Annotated in this window: 18 protein-coding genes; 3 read left to right on the plus strand and 15 right to left on the minus strand. The window is 44.8% G+C overall.

Features of this window, described 5'->3' with window-relative positions:
• Positions 1–3: 3 nt before the first annotated feature.
• The 6 genes from AC58UU_RS25855 to AC58UU_RS25880 form a co-directional block, all read right to left on the minus strand.
• On the minus strand, positions 4–891 hold the full coding sequence (locus AC58UU_RS25855; RefSeq protein ID WP_497319951.1) for an ATP-binding protein: 888 nt from the start codon (positions 889–891) through the stop codon (positions 4–6).
• Positions 892–1,361: 470 nt separating this feature from the next.
• A complete protein-coding gene (locus AC58UU_RS25860) occupies positions 1,362–2,066 on the minus strand; it encodes a hypothetical protein (RefSeq protein WP_497319953.1) in 705 nt (234 codons plus the stop codon).
• A gap of 33 nt (positions 2,067–2,099) precedes the next feature.
• Positions 2,100–2,249, minus strand: a complete 150-nt coding sequence (locus tag AC58UU_RS25865) for a hypothetical protein (protein WP_497319955.1) — start codon at positions 2,247–2,249, stop codon at positions 2,100–2,102.
• Positions 2,250–2,392: 143 nt separating this feature from the next.
• Entirely contained in the window at positions 2,393–2,872 is a 480-nt protein-coding gene (locus tag AC58UU_RS25870; RefSeq protein ID WP_497319956.1) for a hypothetical protein, read from the minus strand.
• A 37-nt stretch (positions 2,873–2,909) separates the two neighbouring features.
• Positions 2,910–3,545 carry a trimeric intracellular cation channel family protein gene (locus AC58UU_RS25875; RefSeq protein ID WP_497319958.1) on the minus strand — a complete coding sequence of 212 codons (636 nt, stop codon included), beginning with the start codon at positions 3,543–3,545 and terminating at the stop codon, positions 2,910–2,912.
• A 16-nt stretch (positions 3,546–3,561) separates the two neighbouring features.
• Positions 3,562–4,638 carry a Gfo/Idh/MocA family protein gene (locus AC58UU_RS25880; RefSeq protein WP_497319960.1) on the minus strand — a complete coding sequence of 359 codons (1,077 nt, stop codon included), beginning with the start codon at positions 4,636–4,638 and terminating at the stop codon, positions 3,562–3,564.
• 156 nt (positions 4,639–4,794) lie between these two features.
• On the opposite strand from AC58UU_RS25880, the gene AC58UU_RS25885 reads away from it, so the two are divergent.
• On the plus strand, positions 4,795–5,055 hold the full coding sequence (locus tag AC58UU_RS25885; protein ID WP_497319961.1) for a hypothetical protein: 261 nt from the start codon (positions 4,795–4,797) through the stop codon (positions 5,053–5,055).
• A 179-nt stretch (positions 5,056–5,234) separates the two neighbouring features.
• The gene (locus tag AC58UU_RS25890) at positions 5,235–5,456 is read left to right on the plus strand and encodes a hypothetical protein (RefSeq protein WP_497319963.1); all 222 of its coding nucleotides are present in this window, start codon (positions 5,235–5,237) and stop codon (positions 5,454–5,456) included.
• Here the strand turns inward: AC58UU_RS25890 and kapB are convergent.
• From kapB to AC58UU_RS25905, 3 genes are read right to left on the minus strand one after another with little or no spacing between them, the layout of a single operon-like run.
• Complete coding sequence (gene kapB / locus AC58UU_RS25895; RefSeq protein WP_497319965.1) at positions 5,453–5,842, minus strand: kinase-associated lipoprotein KapB; 390 nt, start codon at positions 5,840–5,842, stop codon at positions 5,453–5,455. The genes AC58UU_RS25890 and kapB overlap by 4 nt on opposite strands.
• Positions 5,843–5,870: 28 nt before the next feature.
• Positions 5,871–6,191, minus strand: a complete 321-nt coding sequence (locus AC58UU_RS25900) for a thioredoxin family protein (protein WP_497319966.1) — start codon at positions 6,189–6,191, stop codon at positions 5,871–5,873.
• Between the two features lies 1 nt (position 6,192).
• The gene (locus AC58UU_RS25905; RefSeq protein ID WP_497319967.1) at positions 6,193–6,711 is read right to left on the minus strand and encodes a hypothetical protein; all 519 of its coding nucleotides are present in this window, start codon (positions 6,709–6,711) and stop codon (positions 6,193–6,195) included.
• A gap of 72 nt (positions 6,712–6,783) precedes the next feature.
• Between AC58UU_RS25905 and AC58UU_RS25910 the strand changes: the two genes are divergently transcribed.
• On the plus strand, positions 6,784–6,996 hold the full coding sequence (locus AC58UU_RS25910) for a hypothetical protein (RefSeq protein ID WP_497319968.1): 213 nt from the start codon (positions 6,784–6,786) through the stop codon (positions 6,994–6,996).
• A 64-nt stretch (positions 6,997–7,060) separates the two neighbouring features.
• Here AC58UU_RS25910 and AC58UU_RS25915 read toward each other — a convergent pair whose 3' ends face one another.
• From AC58UU_RS25915 to AC58UU_RS25940, 6 genes are all read right to left on the minus strand, one after another.
• The gene (locus AC58UU_RS25915) at positions 7,061–8,674 is read right to left on the minus strand and encodes an ABC-F family ATP-binding cassette domain-containing protein (RefSeq protein ID WP_307442170.1); all 1,614 of its coding nucleotides are present in this window, start codon (positions 8,672–8,674) and stop codon (positions 7,061–7,063) included.
• A gap of 117 nt (positions 8,675–8,791) precedes the next feature.
• Positions 8,792–10,765 (minus strand): ABC-F family ATP-binding cassette domain-containing protein, encoded by a 1,974-nt coding sequence (locus AC58UU_RS25920; RefSeq protein ID WP_497319969.1) that lies wholly within the window; start codon positions 10,763–10,765, stop codon positions 8,792–8,794.
• On the minus strand, positions 10,762–11,811 hold the full coding sequence (locus tag AC58UU_RS25925; RefSeq protein WP_497319970.1) for a M42 family metallopeptidase: 1,050 nt from the start codon (positions 11,809–11,811) through the stop codon (positions 10,762–10,764). Before AC58UU_RS25925 ends, AC58UU_RS25920 begins: the two co-directional genes overlap by 4 nt.
• Before the next feature lie 264 nt (positions 11,812–12,075).
• Complete coding sequence (locus AC58UU_RS25930; RefSeq protein ID WP_497319972.1) at positions 12,076–12,366, minus strand: Dabb family protein; 291 nt, start codon at positions 12,364–12,366, stop codon at positions 12,076–12,078.
• A 13-nt stretch (positions 12,367–12,379) separates the two neighbouring features.
• Complete coding sequence (locus AC58UU_RS25935) at positions 12,380–13,936, minus strand: ABC-F family ATP-binding cassette domain-containing protein (protein ID WP_497319974.1); 1,557 nt, start codon at positions 13,934–13,936, stop codon at positions 12,380–12,382.
• Positions 13,937–14,137: 201 nt separating this feature from the next.
• On the minus strand, positions 14,138–15,631 hold the full coding sequence (locus AC58UU_RS25940; protein WP_497319976.1) for a DUF6382 domain-containing protein: 1,494 nt from the start codon (positions 15,629–15,631) through the stop codon (positions 14,138–14,140).
• Positions 15,632–15,635: the final 4 nt, after the last annotated feature.

Genomic DNA, 15,635 nt, shown 5'->3' on the forward strand with positions numbered 1-15,635 from the left:
GGCTCAGAATAACGTCTCGGCCGCATTCATCACGGCTGCACGCTCCCTTTCATCCTCCAATTTATCAGCAATAGCTCGCGCAACTGCCCGCATAGGAGGAATATAAGCCGTTAAATCGCAAGCATCCAGTAAGGCACGAATCGATCCTGCTTCATCGGGCAGCTGCCCCATTTCAATAAGGGATAGTAAATCAGCAGATAACTGTACAAATGTTCTTAACTGCTTTTCATCACGTAAAACAGATTTGCTCTTTAGCAGTTGAAACAGTGTCTCTCCTTGCAAATAGGGAACATCAATCGTTACAAATCGGTTTTTCAAGGCTTCATTGAGAGGTACTGTACCAATATAACCTTCGTTAATTGCAGCAATAACTCGGAAGTCCGGATGTGCTGTAATGACATCCCCTGTAAAAGGGTTCGTAATCGATCTACGATGGTCTAGTACACCGTTTATCAAAGGTAAAGTTTCCGGCTTGGCCATATTAATTTCGTCTATGTATAGAAAATGTCCCTTTGTCATGGCTTTCATGATCGGACCGGGAATGAAGGCAATCTGAGTACGCCCCTGCTCATCGTGCGTTAACGTTTTGAATCCTAGCAAGGCTTCAGCATCGAGATCGGTTGAACAGTTTACGGCATGCATGGGCTGTTCAAAGAAAGCTGAAACATGTTCAGCCAGCTTCGTCTTACCCGCCCCTGTTGGACCCTTCAACAAGACATTTTTGCCCAAATAAAGAGCAATTAAGGCATCCGTTAATATGTCTTTACTAGGGGCTTCGAAAGCTGCCGTTCCAATGAGTTTACGTTCTTCTGAGGTATGCACTGTATGTCTTTGCAGCTTATTCTGCTCTATATGCTCACGTATTTCTTGTGGTAAAGTGTCTGTCATCATGACTTTGGTGGTCCTTTCCTGATCCCTTTGTCCTCTTACTATTTATCAGGAAAGCTTAGATTGTCAAGCTTTTCAGGGCAGCCACGGTTCATCAATAATCGAGTGTGAATAAAAAGCCATCGATTCGCCGCATTTCGGACAACTCGGTTTGGTAGGGATATCATTATAATACAGCGCCAATCCATATGCGGTTTCAAAGTTAATCGCTTGAATTACATCATCCTTATGAACATAATCACACTCTCGCGAACTACAATAAGCACGGACCTTATACCGATTACTCATTCTTACTTACAGACATACCTGGCACTAAAAGTTCAGCTTCTGGTATCATCGTCGTGCTCCTTTTTGAAATCTTTCATTTGATGTGAATGCAAATATATACGACAAAACCCCCAGCAGACAGCTGAGGGAGAGCAACTATAGAGCAACTATGGAATAGTTACGCATTTCGCCTTTTTCAAACATCCTTAAGGTAAGACGTTTCTTTGCCCCGAGGAATAGGTTGGGAACGCATATTGGACCATCGTGTTAAATTCATTCAAATACGTATCCATTCGTTTATTATTTCGCTGCTGCGTGTCATAGTACAACATCCGATTCACGAAATATGGATTCGAAGAGATGAAAATATTCGTTTCCGGATAAATACGAGTTAACATATGTCGAATGGCATTGGAACTTTCCGCTGAAAGCGGTTTGGCCGAGAGCCAATCCATCTGTGCGCCTACCCCCGAGCCGAATAAGCCTGCTTCGTTTTCCGGATCGTTATTTTTACTTAACATTTTAACGCCATCATTGGCGCCCATCGCTTGCATGCCCCCCATATCAACAGCCACATAAATATTGTTGTCAGTTACGGCAACAGCTGTAGATCCTAAGTGCGCCGCTTGAATAATTTGATCGGCCAAATCCCGATTCATCTGCAAATGCGTGTTGATATGTGCTTTCACATTATCGATCGTAGGTTGAAGTATCGTAGGCTGCGGTGATTGATTGACACTCTTTGCACCCATTGAAGGATTTTCATTGTTTCTTAATCCTGTATCCCAACTGCCAGCTCCCGGGTTAGAAGAGCTTGCGCCTGCTTGATTTTTTGGACTCGCTGCTGTACAGCCTGCTGACAGGCCGACGAGTATAGCGGTCACCACGATTTTGAATATCGTTTTTTTCATATAGGCCCCCCTTCTAATAGCTCAAACTTTGCTTTACTTACTCTCATCATCTTCTTGCGTGTAAGCAATCAGGGCGACCTCATACCCCAGCTCATCCTTCATGCGGGATTCGAGTCTGCGCAGATCTTCCAGTAAATCTTCACGTGTGCCCAAGTTAGCAAAACGGTAGGACTCTGTATCCATGATTTCTCCCCCCCTCTCCTAAGCAAAAGCTATTAGAGTTAATATGGACATTTATCCTGATTTTTACTAAACAAAAAAAAGCCCGCCGCCGAATCATCGGCAAGCTGGCTCTGTACAAACATTATGAAGGCATTCAATCATGGCTATTCCTTTTTATTGCGTGTTTCATCCAGTTCTTCAAGCAGCTTACGAACCGCTTCCGGATCTACATTCCCATTTTCACGAAATTCTCTCAGCTTATTTAAGAGGTCCTGTGCAATAGCATCATCCTCGGACTGCTGCAATTCATGTGATGGGTCAAACCAAATGTAAAATCCCTCTGGACCATTTCGCAAAAATGATTTGTGCCAATGCTCTGGATAAGCATAACCCTGCTCCCCAAATATCAAACCGAGCACATCATCGCTGTCAATGGGCAGCAAATAATGAAATGATTCCGGCTCGCCGGTGTTCGTAAAATCTCGATGCATGTAAGCATAATGAAGATAATGATCACCTGTCTCTACATCCTTAGACACCTCATACATATCAAGCTCCGTTTGCAGTAATTCCTTCACCGATATAATCCGCGATGCAATCGTCTCTGCCGAAATCTTTTGCTGCTGTAACAATGATGTTTCCATTATAAACATCCCCTTTCGAACTTTAGATAGCTCGAGGCTACGAATCGGATCTGCGTGTTGCCTCAAGAGTGGCACCCCGTAAGGAGCGTTTGGGCAGTTTCCATTTATAGAAGACCGATAACATTCTCAGAACCACGATTAGCAAAAATAGGACAGCTAACTGCCAAGCGCCTTGCGTCCAACCAAGTCCGACCAGCGCGCCTGCCAGCATGCCCCAGACGGCATAAATTTCATCCTTGAGCACGAGCGGCTTACGTCCCGCCAAGACATCCCGAACCATCCCTCCGCCAATTCCAGTCAGTACAGCAGCAACAATAATGGCACTAAGCGGATGTCCCATATTCGTTGCATACAGCGCACCTTGAATGGAAAAAGCAGCCAAACCAATCGCATCAAAGAAAGCTTCCCAAGTTTTCCATAATCGTATGAATCGAACAGGCATAAAGAACACAAGTGTCATTGCAAACAAAGCAATTTGAAAATATAGACCTTGCTCCCATAGCAGGACAATCGGTTTACCTATCAGTAAGTTACGTATGACTCCGCCGCCGAAAGCCGTGACAAGTCCGAGTACATAGACGCCTAATATATCATATTCTTCTTCCATCGCAACTATGGCACCACTCACCGCGAATGCAATCGTTCCGATGATACTAAATAACTCCCAATTCACTACCTGCAGCCCCTGTCTACTCGATGTCCCAGTCCAATTTCACTTCATTACCCGTTTGCGACGAACGGTAGATCGCATCCAAGATCAAGTTATTCGTATAGCCCGTCATGACGGATGTCAACGGCTGTAAGCCGCTTTCGATACACGATAAGAAATGTCTCGCCATACGGACACGAGGTCCTTCATCGAATTCAGGCACAGTGAGGTCAATATCAGCTTCACGGTCAAACATTTCTGCGAACAGCTTCCCTTTCGTTCCGCGAATTGAGGCCCCACCTTCGCTTCCAAGAAGCTGCACATAAGGTTGGTTATCTGTTTCAATGAGAGCTGCCCAACTTACATCCAGAGATAAGGAAGCGCCATTGTCAAATTTAATCAGAGCCGTTGCCAAATCCTCCACATCATATTGACCATCCCAGTTGGGTGCCCCCCATGATCCAATCCCTTTTTTACGCGGACCGAATTCAGCGTAGGTTGCTCCATAGACCGATATAGGTTTCGGATTTCCCATCAAGTATAAAGATAAATCCAACATATGCACACCAAGATCAATCAGAGGTCCGCCGCCGGATTTCCCCATTTGCGTAAACCAAGTTCCCCAGCCCGGAATCCCTTTGCGTCTTAACCAGCCTGCTTTTGCATGATAAATATGGCCAAGCGCACCTTTCTCAACCTGCTGTTTCACAGCTAGTGATAAGGCATCCCAACGCAGTTGGTGCGGAATCATCAGAATTTTACCCGCTTTGCGCTCCGCTTCAACAATTTGCCTAGCCGAAGCGAGATTTAGTGCCATTGGCTTTTCGAGCATGACGTGCTTACCAGCCTCTAACGCTTGTATCGCAATAGGCGCATGCCATTCATTGGACACTGCAATGATTACCGCATCTATGGATGGGTCAGAAAGCAGCTTGTCCGTACTTTCATAAACACGTTCTATGTTATGTTCTTTGGCTCTAGCTTCAGCAAGTGGTAAATATACATCTGTAACGGCGGTGATTTCGGCCTCTGGCACTTTCTTCAGCACTTCCATATGTACATTTCCGATATTTCCGGAACCTATAATCCCTATACGAATTGGTTTTCCTTCTGTCATTTCAGTAACCCCCAGAACTTGATTGTTTTCAATCTATCTCATTATAAATGCCGTTAACACTCACCGCAACAACAATTGTGCAGGTCATTTCGTCCAATCCTTCCCCATAGGGCAAGCATATACTATCTCATCGTGATGAAAAGGAGGTGACGTCAAATGGAGCGCACGCTGCATTCAACGAAATGTTTTCCTCATCATAAACGCAGATCCATTCGTGAGCTTGCTCACAGATTTGAGGGTAGAGTCGTCGTTGTTGAATCTTTAGCAGGGACATTCACCGGTTGTTTGGTTAGTGCTCATCGCACTTTCCTCCGATTGAGAGTCTTCAATCCTGTCATTGGTCGATTCGTGATTATTCGTATTCCTTTCGCTATTATTAGAATCATTCGTCTTGTCCGTTGTAGACACTGTAATTAATGTTTATGGAACTAGCCCACTTTGGGCTAGTCTTTACATATAATAAGTTGCTAAAACTTTTTTAATAATTTAGCCCAAACATATCTAACATTTGAAATGTATCCTAAATAAGTAGACCAGTGGTAAGCGAAGGCTTACGAGGTTAGTTTTCCCAAGGAAAACTCGAAGGAGGGCTTAACATGCAAGCATTAACCATTAGATTCAAAAGCAAATCCATCCCCGTGCTTAATTTCACACATAAACGATCACATATGGAATTGTTGTCCAGTAAACTTAAGGAACTTGAGCTGAATTTTGAATTTCGCAAAAAATTAAAAATGATCTCGATGATCGAGATCATTGGTGATGTCGCCATTTTCAAATATAACGACGGTACGAAATTGTATCTGGAAGTTTCTTAATCTTTTGTTGGAAAATATTCTTTCTGTAACTGATCAAGTTCCTGCAGAGAGCGTCGGGCCCACGCTTCCATCTCCGACAGCTTACTGATTTGCGCCATCAGCGCTCTCTTCAGAGAATCTTGGTATTCCGGAATCTGACCTGCATAAGGACGAATGGTGGATATAGGCATTAAGGCAATTTCTTGATTTGACAATGCACGTCGTTGATGAAAAAAAGCTACACTTGGATCCATCGGGTTATGTAAATCTCCCTGTGTCGGATGCTCCTTTACAGCCAAGATTCGGACTGCCGCTTTCATGGAATTGGTCATCTCCACAATCTCACCGAAATAAGCACCTGTTTTATACTCAGCCGTTACACGATCTCCTATTTGAAAATTACTCATTAGTCAACAACTCCAGTCTCCTCTAATTTCACTTGCGATTAAGTGGTAGCAGTTTGCGATACAGCTCATCCACCGACTGCATGCGGTACATAAATTCTTTCTCTTTTCCCGATTCTATGATGACTATACACGGTACACTTGTAATTTGCCACTCGCGGCTTATTTGCGGGAGAAAGTTAATATTGCTCTTCACAAGCGGTAAGGTTGGCTGCATCGTCATAATGATATCTAGCATTCTCTCCGTAACTTTGCATGTACCGCACAGAGGTGTATACAGAAATACAGCAAAAGAACCCTCTTGCGTTCGGCCTACTCGGTCTAATAGCTCCTGTTGGGATAATTCTTGCATCCTAAGTCCCTCTTTCATCCAACCAAGCTAAACTATCTACGGCATAAGCGATGAGATGAGGGAAATCATCAATTTGACTCTCATCTACTTTGCGTCCAAAGGATAATGTGATTTGATTATGATAGGAAATTGGATGTAGACCATATTCATAAGAAAGTAGCTGAATGACTTGGGGACGCTGCTCCCAAATGGCACCTAATTGTTCTTCGATATAAGGGCACTCGATATCTGGGTCCTTAACTTTGGTAAAAAGCTTAATGGCCAACGTACAGCCTGGCTTGGCTGTTGGATTTTCTAAAATTTCAGCTGCTAAATCACTTAAATGAACATGCAGGTTAATTTCGGCTTTGCTTGGTTTATCGATCTTTCGGGCAAATTCAATCGCATAAGTGCGTGACATCGAGGATAGATCAACTTGATCCTGCCGTCGTGTGATGATAATTTTACCGTCCAAATCCAAGTCATAGACAGCTCCCTCGAGCACAACCTTAATATTGTCATAGATCGTTGGATCAAACATCCCCTACACCTTCTTTCATCTTTTCTTAGATTCGATTATACTAAAAGCATACCACGTAAAGAAGGTGTTCCTATGTCAGACAAGCCTCAAGATCAATTAGGTGAAGAACAAGGCCCAAAAAAGGTTAGTTTAGCTGATGCCATTAAGCAGAAACTAGCCCAGAAGAAAGCGGATCAAGCCGCTGCACGCGCAAACCCGAAACAAGCGGGAAACAATAATCAAAGCGGCAAAAGTCAAATGACTAAAAAAGTAAACAATCAACGCCGTCGTACTGGCGGCAGCTAAAACGTCGCTTTGCGTAGGCAAAAGCGCCCTGAGAGTAATACATCAGGGCGCTTTTCATTTATCATTACGCGTATTGTGCTTCGCGTTGTTTTTGCACGTCTTCGCTTTCTAGGTATTCATCATAAGTGAACATTTTATCGATGAGTCCTTTAGGCGTGATTTCCATAATGCGTGTAGCAATCGTTTGGATGAACTGATGGTCATGGGAGACGAATAGAATCGTTCCGTCGAAGTCAACAAGACCATTGTTAAGTGCTGTAATGGACTCCAGATCCAAGTGGTTCGTAGGCTCATCAAGAATGAGGACATTGGATCCGCTTAGCATCATTTTGGAGAACATGCAGCGTACTTTCTCTCCACCCGATAGCACGTTTGCTTTCTTCAGCGCTTCTTCGCCTGAGAACAGCATACGGCCTAGGAAGCCGCGTAAGAAAGATTCATCTTGGTCTTTGGAGTATTGACGTAGCCAATCCACCAAAGTTAAATCAGAGTTGAAATAGTCTTGGCTGTCTTTAGGGAAGTAAGCTTGGGAAGTTGTAATCCCCCATGTGTACGTACCCTCATCAGCTTCCATTTCACCCATCAGGATTTTGAAGAGCGTCGTTTTGGCGATCCCGTCCGGACCAACGAAGGCAACTTTATCCCCTTTATTGATCGTAAACGATATATTGTCTAACACTTTTACGCCATCAATCGTTTTGGACAATTTCTCAACAGCCAGCAGCTGCTTACCCGCTTCACGCTCACCTTTGAAGTGAATGAACGGATATTTACGGCTGGATGGTCTAATATCTTCAAGAGTAAGCTTCTCGAGTTGTTTTTTACGGGATGTAGCTTGTTTCGATTTGGAGGCATTCGCGCTAAATCGTGCGATAAAGGCTTCCAACTCTTTACGTTTTTCTTCGGTTTTCTTGTTCGCGTCTCTCGTCAAACGAAGTGCCAGTTGGCTGGACTCATACCACCAGTCGTAGTTACCGACGTACATTTGAATTTTACCAAAATCAATATCCGCAATATGCGTACATACTTGGTTCAGGAAGTGACGATCATGGGATACAACGATAACAGTGCCTTCAAAGCGGGAAAGGAAGTTCTCCAGCCAACGAATGGACTCTAAGTTCAAATGGTTGGTAGGCTCATCCAGCAGCAAAATATTCGGATTACCGAACAAGGCTTGCGCTAAGAGGACACGTACTTTCTCATTGCCATCAAGGTCTTTCATTTTCGTGTCATGTATGGAAGTCGGGATACCAAGACCGATGAGAAGCTCAGCCGCATCCGATTCTGCTTGCCAGCCATCTAGATCCTGGAATTCACCTTCGAGTTCAGCGGCTTTCATGCCATCTTCTTCAGTAAAATCAGCTTTGGCATACAAAGCATCTTTCTCTTCCATAATTTTAAACAAGCGAGCATGACCCATCATGACGGTTTTCAACACTTCGATTTCGTCAAACTCGTAATGGTTTTGTTTCAATACAGCCATTCTTTCACCAGGTGTAATGTTGACTTCGCCTGTGTTAGGCTCAATTTCACCGGAAAGAATTTTCAGAAAAGTTGATTTACCGGCACCATTTGCTCCGATTAGTCCGTAGCAGTTACCCGGTGTAAATTTGATATTGGCGTCCTCGAATAGGGCTCTCTTGCCGTAACGAAGCGTCACGTTATTAACATTAATCATGTTTAGTACATACCTGCCTTTATAGTAGTTTGTTCTATCATATCATATATAGGGATCTTTAATCGAAGATTAAAGTCTCTCCTTTTTGGGATCCCTGATCGAAGAGAGAAGTCTCTCCTACTTGTTTCGTTCTATTTCCTCTAGCAACTCGGATAAATAAGTCCATCTTTCCATCGCCGCTTCCAAATCCACTGCCGTTTGCTGCTCTTGCTCATAAAGCTCGCGAACACGGTCAAAGTCGCTGCCTGCCGCTTCAATTTGCTTTTTCAAGCTAGCCGCTTTGTCTTCCAGAGAAGCTATCGTACCCTCAATTTCGTCCCATTCCTTCTGTTCTTTGAAAGTTAGCTTCTTAGGACGGTTCGCATTCGATGTGCCCCCTGCTGCCGCAGGACTGCTAATAACGGCTGCTGAAGCTGTGTTGGGACCACTAGTAGACTTGGCAGAGCTTGCATTACGTATCAATTCTTTCCGAGTCTGATCAGCTTCTGCCTGCTCCTGCTTCTCTTCCAAGTAATCGGAGTAGTTACCAATGTAAGGCTCGATCTGCCCTTTGCCATCAAAAGCAAATAGATGCGAAACCGTACGATCCAAAAAGTATCGATCATGGGAAACCGTTATAACGGCACCAGGAAATTGATCCAGATAATCTTCCAGTATGGTCAAAGTTTGGATATCCAAGTCGTTGGTCGGCTCATCCAGAAGCAATACGTTTGGTTCTCCCATAAGTGTACGGAGCAAATAAAGTCTGCGCCGTTCACCACCGGAGAGCTTTCCGATTGGCGACCACTGCAGGGTTGGCGAAAAGAGGAAGCGTTCGAGCATTTGCGACGCCGAAATAGTCTCACCATCAGCTGTGCGGATCTGCTCCGCTGCCTCCTTGATGTACTCGATGACGCGCATCTTCTCATCCATCTCGACGTTCTCTTGCGTGTAGTAGGCAAGCTTCACGGTCGTGCCGGTCTCGATCGTCCCGCTGTCGGGCTGAATTCGCCCCGCGAGCATGTTCAGCAGCGTCGATTTGCCGCTGCCGTTCGGACCGATGATGCCGAGGCGATCCCTCGGCATCACGATGTAGCTGAAGCCGCTCAGAAGCGGCTTCCCGCTCTCGAAAGCTTTGGTGACGTCTTCCAGCTCCATCACCTTTTTGCCAAGGCGACTGCCAGCCAGCGCCATGTCAAGCTTCTCCCCGGGACCGTCGACCTTGCGGTCCCGCAATTCCTCGGCGCGCCCAATACGCGCCTTCTGTTTCGTCGTGCGTGCCTTCGCGCCGCGACGAAGCCAAGCCAGCTCGCGGCGCAAAAGATTCTGCCGCTTATCTTCGCTGGATGCTTCGGACTCCATCCGCTCCGACTTCTTCTCGAGGAACCACTCGTAGTTCCCCTCGTAGCTGTAGATCTTACCCCGGTCCAGCTCTAGAATGCGGGTGGTTACCCGCTCTAGGAAGTACCGGTCATGGGTAACGAGCAGCAAGGCGCCTCGCCATTTGCTGAGGAATTCCTCGAGCCAGATGGCCGTCTCGTTATCAATATGGTTCGTCGGCTCATCGAGGATGAGCAGATCGGCGGGCCCAATGAGAACGCGCGCCATGGCAACGCGTTTACGCTGACCGCCGGACAACTGGCCGACGGGCTTGTCGAACTCGCTGATGCCGAGCTTCATCAGCACGGTTTTGGCCAAGGTGCTGGCTTCCCAGGCACCTTGCTCATCCATGCGCGACTGGGTGCTGAACAGCCGCGTTTGTTTCTTTTCATTGGAGGCATCGAGCTCCAATTCGGCAAGCGCAAGCTCATAGTCGCGGAGCGTCTTCATGAGCGGCGTATCGCCGTGGAATACTTGCTCAAGAACCGTGGAGTTCGGATCGAACTCCGGGTTCTGCGGCAAGTATTCCACACGGAAATGGTTCGCGTGCACGAGCTTGCCGCGATCCGCTGTTTCCAGCCCCGCCAGCAGCTTCAGCAGCGTGGACTTGCCTGTTCCGTTCACGCCAATGAGACCGATGCGCTGCTTCTCGTTCACCGTGAACGAAATATCATCGAACAGCACCTTGTCGCCGAATGTTTTAGTTATATTGACTGCACTAAGTATATTCATGCTTGGGCTGGCTCCATGATATAGGCCGCAAGAAGAGCTGCTGTATTCACTACAGCATCCATATGCGTTCTTTCCATGCTATGTGACGCATGAACACCTGGTCCCACCAACGCAGCACGAATATCACGTCCACCTCTAAGCGCGGCAGATGCATCTGAACCGTATCGCGGATAAATATCAACGGCATAGCCGATTTCCAGCTTCTCAGCCAGTTCAATCATTTTCGAAGTCATCTGATAATCATAAGGACCTGAGGAATCCTTCGCGCAAATCGATACATCACGCTCGCTTCCGCTCAAGTCATCACCAAGGGCACCCATATCTACAGCAATAAAATCTGTAATATCGTCAGGGATAAAGGAAGATCCATGACCAACCTCTTCATAATTGGAGAAGAACAGCTTGATCGTAAATTCAGGTTTCAAGCCCTCATCTTTGATCAGCTTTAAAAGCCCAAATAAGGAAGCAACACTCGCCTTATCATCCAAATGACGCGACTTCACGAAGCCATTTGCCTTCACTTGTACGCGCGGATCGAATGAAATATAATCCCCCACTCGAATGCCAAGATCTTGAACCTCTTTCTTGGTCTTCACAAGCTCATCAATACGCACTTCCATATTGGCTTCATCACGTTTATACTCTCTGGCGTCTTCATACACATGCACTGATGGCCTCGACGTCAGAATAGTCCCATCATAAACGCGTTCATCGCGCGTATGAATTTGAACGTATTCATTTTCAATAGCGCCCATCATAAAGCCGCCCAATGAAGTGATTTTCAAAGTGCCATTATCTTTGATCGAACGCACCATAGCGCCGAGTGTATCCACATGCGCAGAAATGCCAATGACGCGGTCTTGGCGGGTACCAGGAATCGTCACGATGCCGCAGCCCTTATTCGTATATGCAAGCTCAAATCCGAGCTTATTCACTTCTTGTTCAACTTTTTGCATAATGTGATGCGTGTAGCCTGTTGGGCTTGGAGTCCGCAGCAGGAGCTCTAAAATTTCTGTCATATAAGCTTTATTTAAGTTCGTTTTCACTCGGGATTCCTCCCTTTTCTATTTATTAGATTTCCTCTAAAGACGTGAGAAAACCTCTACCCTCGGCCATTCAAAGATGAGCGACCGCGTTTAGAGGTAGGTTTTATCGCCAATAAGAAAGCGGTTTTCGTGATCCGAAAACTTATACTTTCTATGTGGTAAAAAACAGTGCAGCCTAGGATTCATAAGCAAGTTAATGACATAAGTCACAAACTAGTCTCTTCTAGTGATACTACACTGTTCCCCTATGTTTTTCAAACTAGATTAGCTTACAAAATCAACGCAAATGGACGTTCCATCAAGGACTGTCTTCATATGGGCCTTCACTTCTTCATGAATGGGATGCGTGTCGTATACCTTGAGATCCTCTAAGGAATCAAATTTGGTAATCAAAGCAATGTCATACGAACGTTCCAGATGCAAAATGTCGGTTCCAACTTCGATATGCCGCAGGACCGGAATTTTACCTTCCATGTTCGTAAGTACAGCCTTTGTTACTTCAATCGCTTCCGGACTGCGATCTTTGAGCTTAAAAAACACAACGTGAGTTAACATGAATGAAATCCCCCTAATTGGTTACTTTTGCAGACCATTCTTCAACATCCCACACTCTTGTTACCCAACCTTCATAAAATTCAGGTTCGTGACAAACGAGCAGAACGGTACCTTTATATTCTTTCAAAGCCCTTTGAAGCTCTTCTTTGGCAACAACGTCCAAATGGTTCGTAGGCTCATCGAATAACAACCAGTTACTTTCTCTCATCAGCAGTTTACAAAGCCTTACTTTCGCTTGTTCACCACCGCTAAGCTTACCCATAGCACGTGTGATGTGCTCATTTTTGAGCCCGACTCGGGCAAGTGCCCCTCTGACTTCATTCTGAGTCATCGAAGAGAACTCGTTCCATACGTCGTCGATCGGTGTCATGCTCGGTGCTTTTACCTCTTGTTCAAAATAGGCAGGAGTCAAGTAGTCCCCGCGGTATGTTTTGCCGTTGAAAGGCTCAAGCTTTCCAAGAATCGTTTTGAGAAGTGTAGATTTACCAACACCGTTGCATCCGACAATAGCAATTTTCTCGCCGCGCTCAATCGTTACATTCATCTTCGGTAAAAGAGGACGATCATAACCGATTTCCAAGTTTTCCGCTTCAAAAACAACTCTGCTGCTTGAACGCGATTCCTTGAACACAAAAGTCGGTTTCATTGCCGTCTCTGGACGCTCAATTCGGTCAATCTTATCAAGTTGTTTCTCCCGGCTCTTGGCACGGGTTGACGTTGACGCCCTCGCTTTATTACGCGCGATGAAATCTTCCTGTTTTTTAATGTACTCTTGCTGCTTTTCATAAGCGTCAATATGCTGAGTTTTGTTCATTTCAGCCATATCTAGGAATTTCTCATAATTCGCAGTATAACGTGTCAGCTTAGTGAATTCCAAGTGGTATACCACGTTTACGACTTCATTCATGAATTCAGTGTCATGTGAAATCAACATAAAGGCAAACGGATAATCTTTAAGGTACATTTTCAACCATTCAATATGCTCAACGTCCAAATAGTTGGTCGGCTCATCTAAGAGAAGAACAGTCGGTTTCTCCAAAAGTAGTTTTGCCAAAAGAACTTTCGTCCGTTGTCCACCGCTTAGGGAAGTAACATCACGGTCTAAACCAATGGCATTAAGGCCAAGACCGTTACCCATTTCTTCGATTTTCACATCCAGCATATAGAAACCGCCGATATCCAAACGCTCTTGAATTTCGCCCATTTGCTCCAGAAGAACCTCAAGCTCTTCCGGTGTGGCATCACCCATTTTCTCGGTAATCGCCATCATCTCCTTCTCCGCTTCAAAGAGAGGAAGAAAAGCATCGCGCAGAATATCGCGAATGGTTTTGCCTGGTTCTAACACGGAATGCTGGTCCAAATATCCATAATGAACGCGCGGCGTCCATTCAACCTTACCTGTATCTTTAAGAACTTTTCCGGTTAATATATTCATTAACGTGGATTTCCCCACGCCATTAGCTCCAACAATACCGACACGCTCGCCAGCGAGCAGACGGAAGGATACATTTTTAAATAACGTACGATCTCCAAAGCTATGGCTTAAATCTTCAATTGTCAAAAGACTCATCTCGTAATTCCAAACTCCTGTCTATTTCGAAGATAATCGCACATACTCGCGACTTCTTATTATAACACTGCTCATGCAAGACAGGAATAGGTAAATTCATCTGGGAAGCGTATTCATTCGCTTTTATACAAAACTATGCAGAAAAACGTCCCCCTTGGGACGTCGCAGTTAATGCCAAATGATCGTGATATTGTCTTAATCTCACATTCGAAATTTAATCTCCTGCCGCACAATTCGAATCTCGTCCCCATCCTTCAACGGATAGGACTGATAAGTAACTAATGGTTCGCCATTTAAATAGGTCCCATTCGTTGAACCTGTATCTTTAATCTCATAACCCTCATCATTTTTAATTATTTCAGCATGTATTCTGGAAGCTCCCGCTTCGTCCAAAACATAATCGACCTTCAAACTGGCATCGCCTCTGCCCATTGTAAAATGATCGTTATTCAGAGGAACAGTTTTAGTCGTGCCTTCGATTTGCCATTCAATCCTGGCTCCTAGCGGTTGATTCATTAGCCGGCCAAGGAAAACCGTAGCGTTTGGCTTTTTGTGAGTGAGCAAGGTCGTATGCATATGTAAATTTTGATAATAATTTTGGATATTGGTCGATTCAGGTGATGGTGCTTTTAGCTTTTGATCCTGCTGCTTTTCTACAACCGGGAAGATAGGCAGGTTAACACCATTGCTTCCTTTTATGTATCGTAAAAAGCGCGGTAATCCCAAAAATCGAATAACAAACCAAACAGTCATGAGTAAAATCGAGATTCCTGAGGTTATTTGCAAAGTACCTGTAGATGGGTATGTAAAATAATTCTGCCAAAGAAACGCGGTTAGCAGAACAACAACAGCAAGGACTATCGTTCGTGATCGGCCCGATAAAGAGATAAAGGAAACCGGAAGTCCCTCACTTCTTTCTTTCGTATTCGCCTCAATTTTGGGTTGAAGCTCCTCAAATGAGTTATTTAGAATAGCTGGCTGATGTAATTCATTCCGATTCCAAAGTGGCTTAGGCAAACCGTTTTCTTTTACAGGAGGCATTTGCATGCTAGGACGAATTTCTGGAACTTGCTCGTTATCATGATTAGATGTTGGATAAGTTTCTTTCACGAGTGGTTGTTCGTCCATCAGAGCTAGCAGATTCTCTTTATATCCTTGCAAGCTCTGATTCCGCGATAATGACTCCATCCACGAAACCACCATGCTCCTCTCATCATCGTTTAATTTCTGTGAGAGTTGTTTCATCAGAGACTCAAGAGACTTGAAGACTGATTCTTCATCATTTACAGGTTCAAACGGCACATAAGTCAGATATACATCCGACCAATCACTGCCAATGAAGATGAAATTATCTTTCAAAACGTATCCTGATTCAAATAGCATGTAATTTTTACTTTCTCCTAGTGTACAAACAATTGCATACATGAGTTTTGCAAAATGCTGTTTAGACAACCCCTCCACCTTCAGAACATGGGCCAGCATTCGTTTAGCCGACAAGTTATACAGTAAACTGATGCGGAAATCCACCTCTTGTATTTCTAGCGGTAGAAGGTTCGGTACATCATTGGCTTCAAGCATCCTGACCTGCAAAGTCGAGAGATTCTTTGAGTCCAATCCATCTTCCTTATACAACACCATATAATGACCATGTCGATATACAAATTCATAACGAAGTCCAAATACTTCTTGCGTCATGGAT

This window comes from Paenibacillus sp. JT22N1, assembly GCF_059692155.1.

What these genes read in the sequence shown, in the direction of transcription:
- AC58UU_RS25855 (WP_497319951.1), bottom strand. Translation starts at nt 891, where the DNA reads ATGATGACAGACACTTTACCACAAGAAATACGTGAGCATATAGAGCAG.
- AC58UU_RS25860 (WP_497319953.1), bottom strand. Translation starts at nt 2,066, where the DNA reads ATGAAAAAAACGATATTCAAAATCGTGGTGACCGCTATACTCGTCGGC.
- AC58UU_RS25865 (WP_497319955.1), bottom strand. Translation starts at nt 2,249, where the DNA reads ATGGATACAGAGTCCTACCGTTTTGCTAACTTGGGCACACGTGAAGAT.
- AC58UU_RS25870 (WP_497319956.1), bottom strand. Translation starts at nt 2,872, where the DNA reads ATGGAAACATCATTGTTACAGCAGCAAAAGATTTCGGCAGAGACGATT.
- AC58UU_RS25880 (WP_497319960.1), bottom strand. Translation starts at nt 4,638, where the DNA reads ATGACAGAAGGAAAACCAATTCGTATAGGGATTATAGGTTCCGGAAAT.
- AC58UU_RS25885 (WP_497319961.1), top strand. Translation starts at nt 4,795, where the DNA reads ATGGAGCGCACGCTGCATTCAACGAAATGTTTTCCTCATCATAAACGC.
- AC58UU_RS25890 (WP_497319963.1), top strand. Translation starts at nt 5,235, where the DNA reads ATGCAAGCATTAACCATTAGATTCAAAAGCAAATCCATCCCCGTGCTT.
- kapB (WP_497319965.1), bottom strand. Translation starts at nt 5,842, where the DNA reads ATGAGTAATTTTCAAATAGGAGATCGTGTAACGGCTGAGTATAAAACA.
- AC58UU_RS25900 (WP_497319966.1), bottom strand. Translation starts at nt 6,191, where the DNA reads ATGCAAGAATTATCCCAACAGGAGCTATTAGACCGAGTAGGCCGAACG.
- AC58UU_RS25905 (WP_497319967.1), bottom strand. Translation starts at nt 6,711, where the DNA reads ATGTTTGATCCAACGATCTATGACAATATTAAGGTTGTGCTCGAGGGA.
- AC58UU_RS25910 (WP_497319968.1), top strand. Translation starts at nt 6,784, where the DNA reads ATGTCAGACAAGCCTCAAGATCAATTAGGTGAAGAACAAGGCCCAAAA.
- AC58UU_RS25915 (WP_307442170.1), bottom strand. Translation starts at nt 8,674, where the DNA reads ATGATTAATGTTAATAACGTGACGCTTCGTTACGGCAAGAGAGCCCTA.
- AC58UU_RS25920 (WP_497319969.1), bottom strand. Translation starts at nt 10,765, where the DNA reads ATGAATATACTTAGTGCAGTCAATATAACTAAAACATTCGGCGACAAG.
- AC58UU_RS25930 (WP_497319972.1), bottom strand. Translation starts at nt 12,366, where the DNA reads ATGTTAACTCACGTTGTGTTTTTTAAGCTCAAAGATCGCAGTCCGGAA.
- AC58UU_RS25935 (WP_497319974.1), bottom strand. Translation starts at nt 13,936, where the DNA reads ATGAGTCTTTTGACAATTGAAGATTTAAGCCATAGCTTTGGAGATCGT.
- AC58UU_RS25940 (WP_497319976.1), bottom strand. Translation starts at nt 15,631, where the DNA reads ATGACGCAAGAAGTATTTGGACTTCGTTATGAATTTGTATATCGACAT.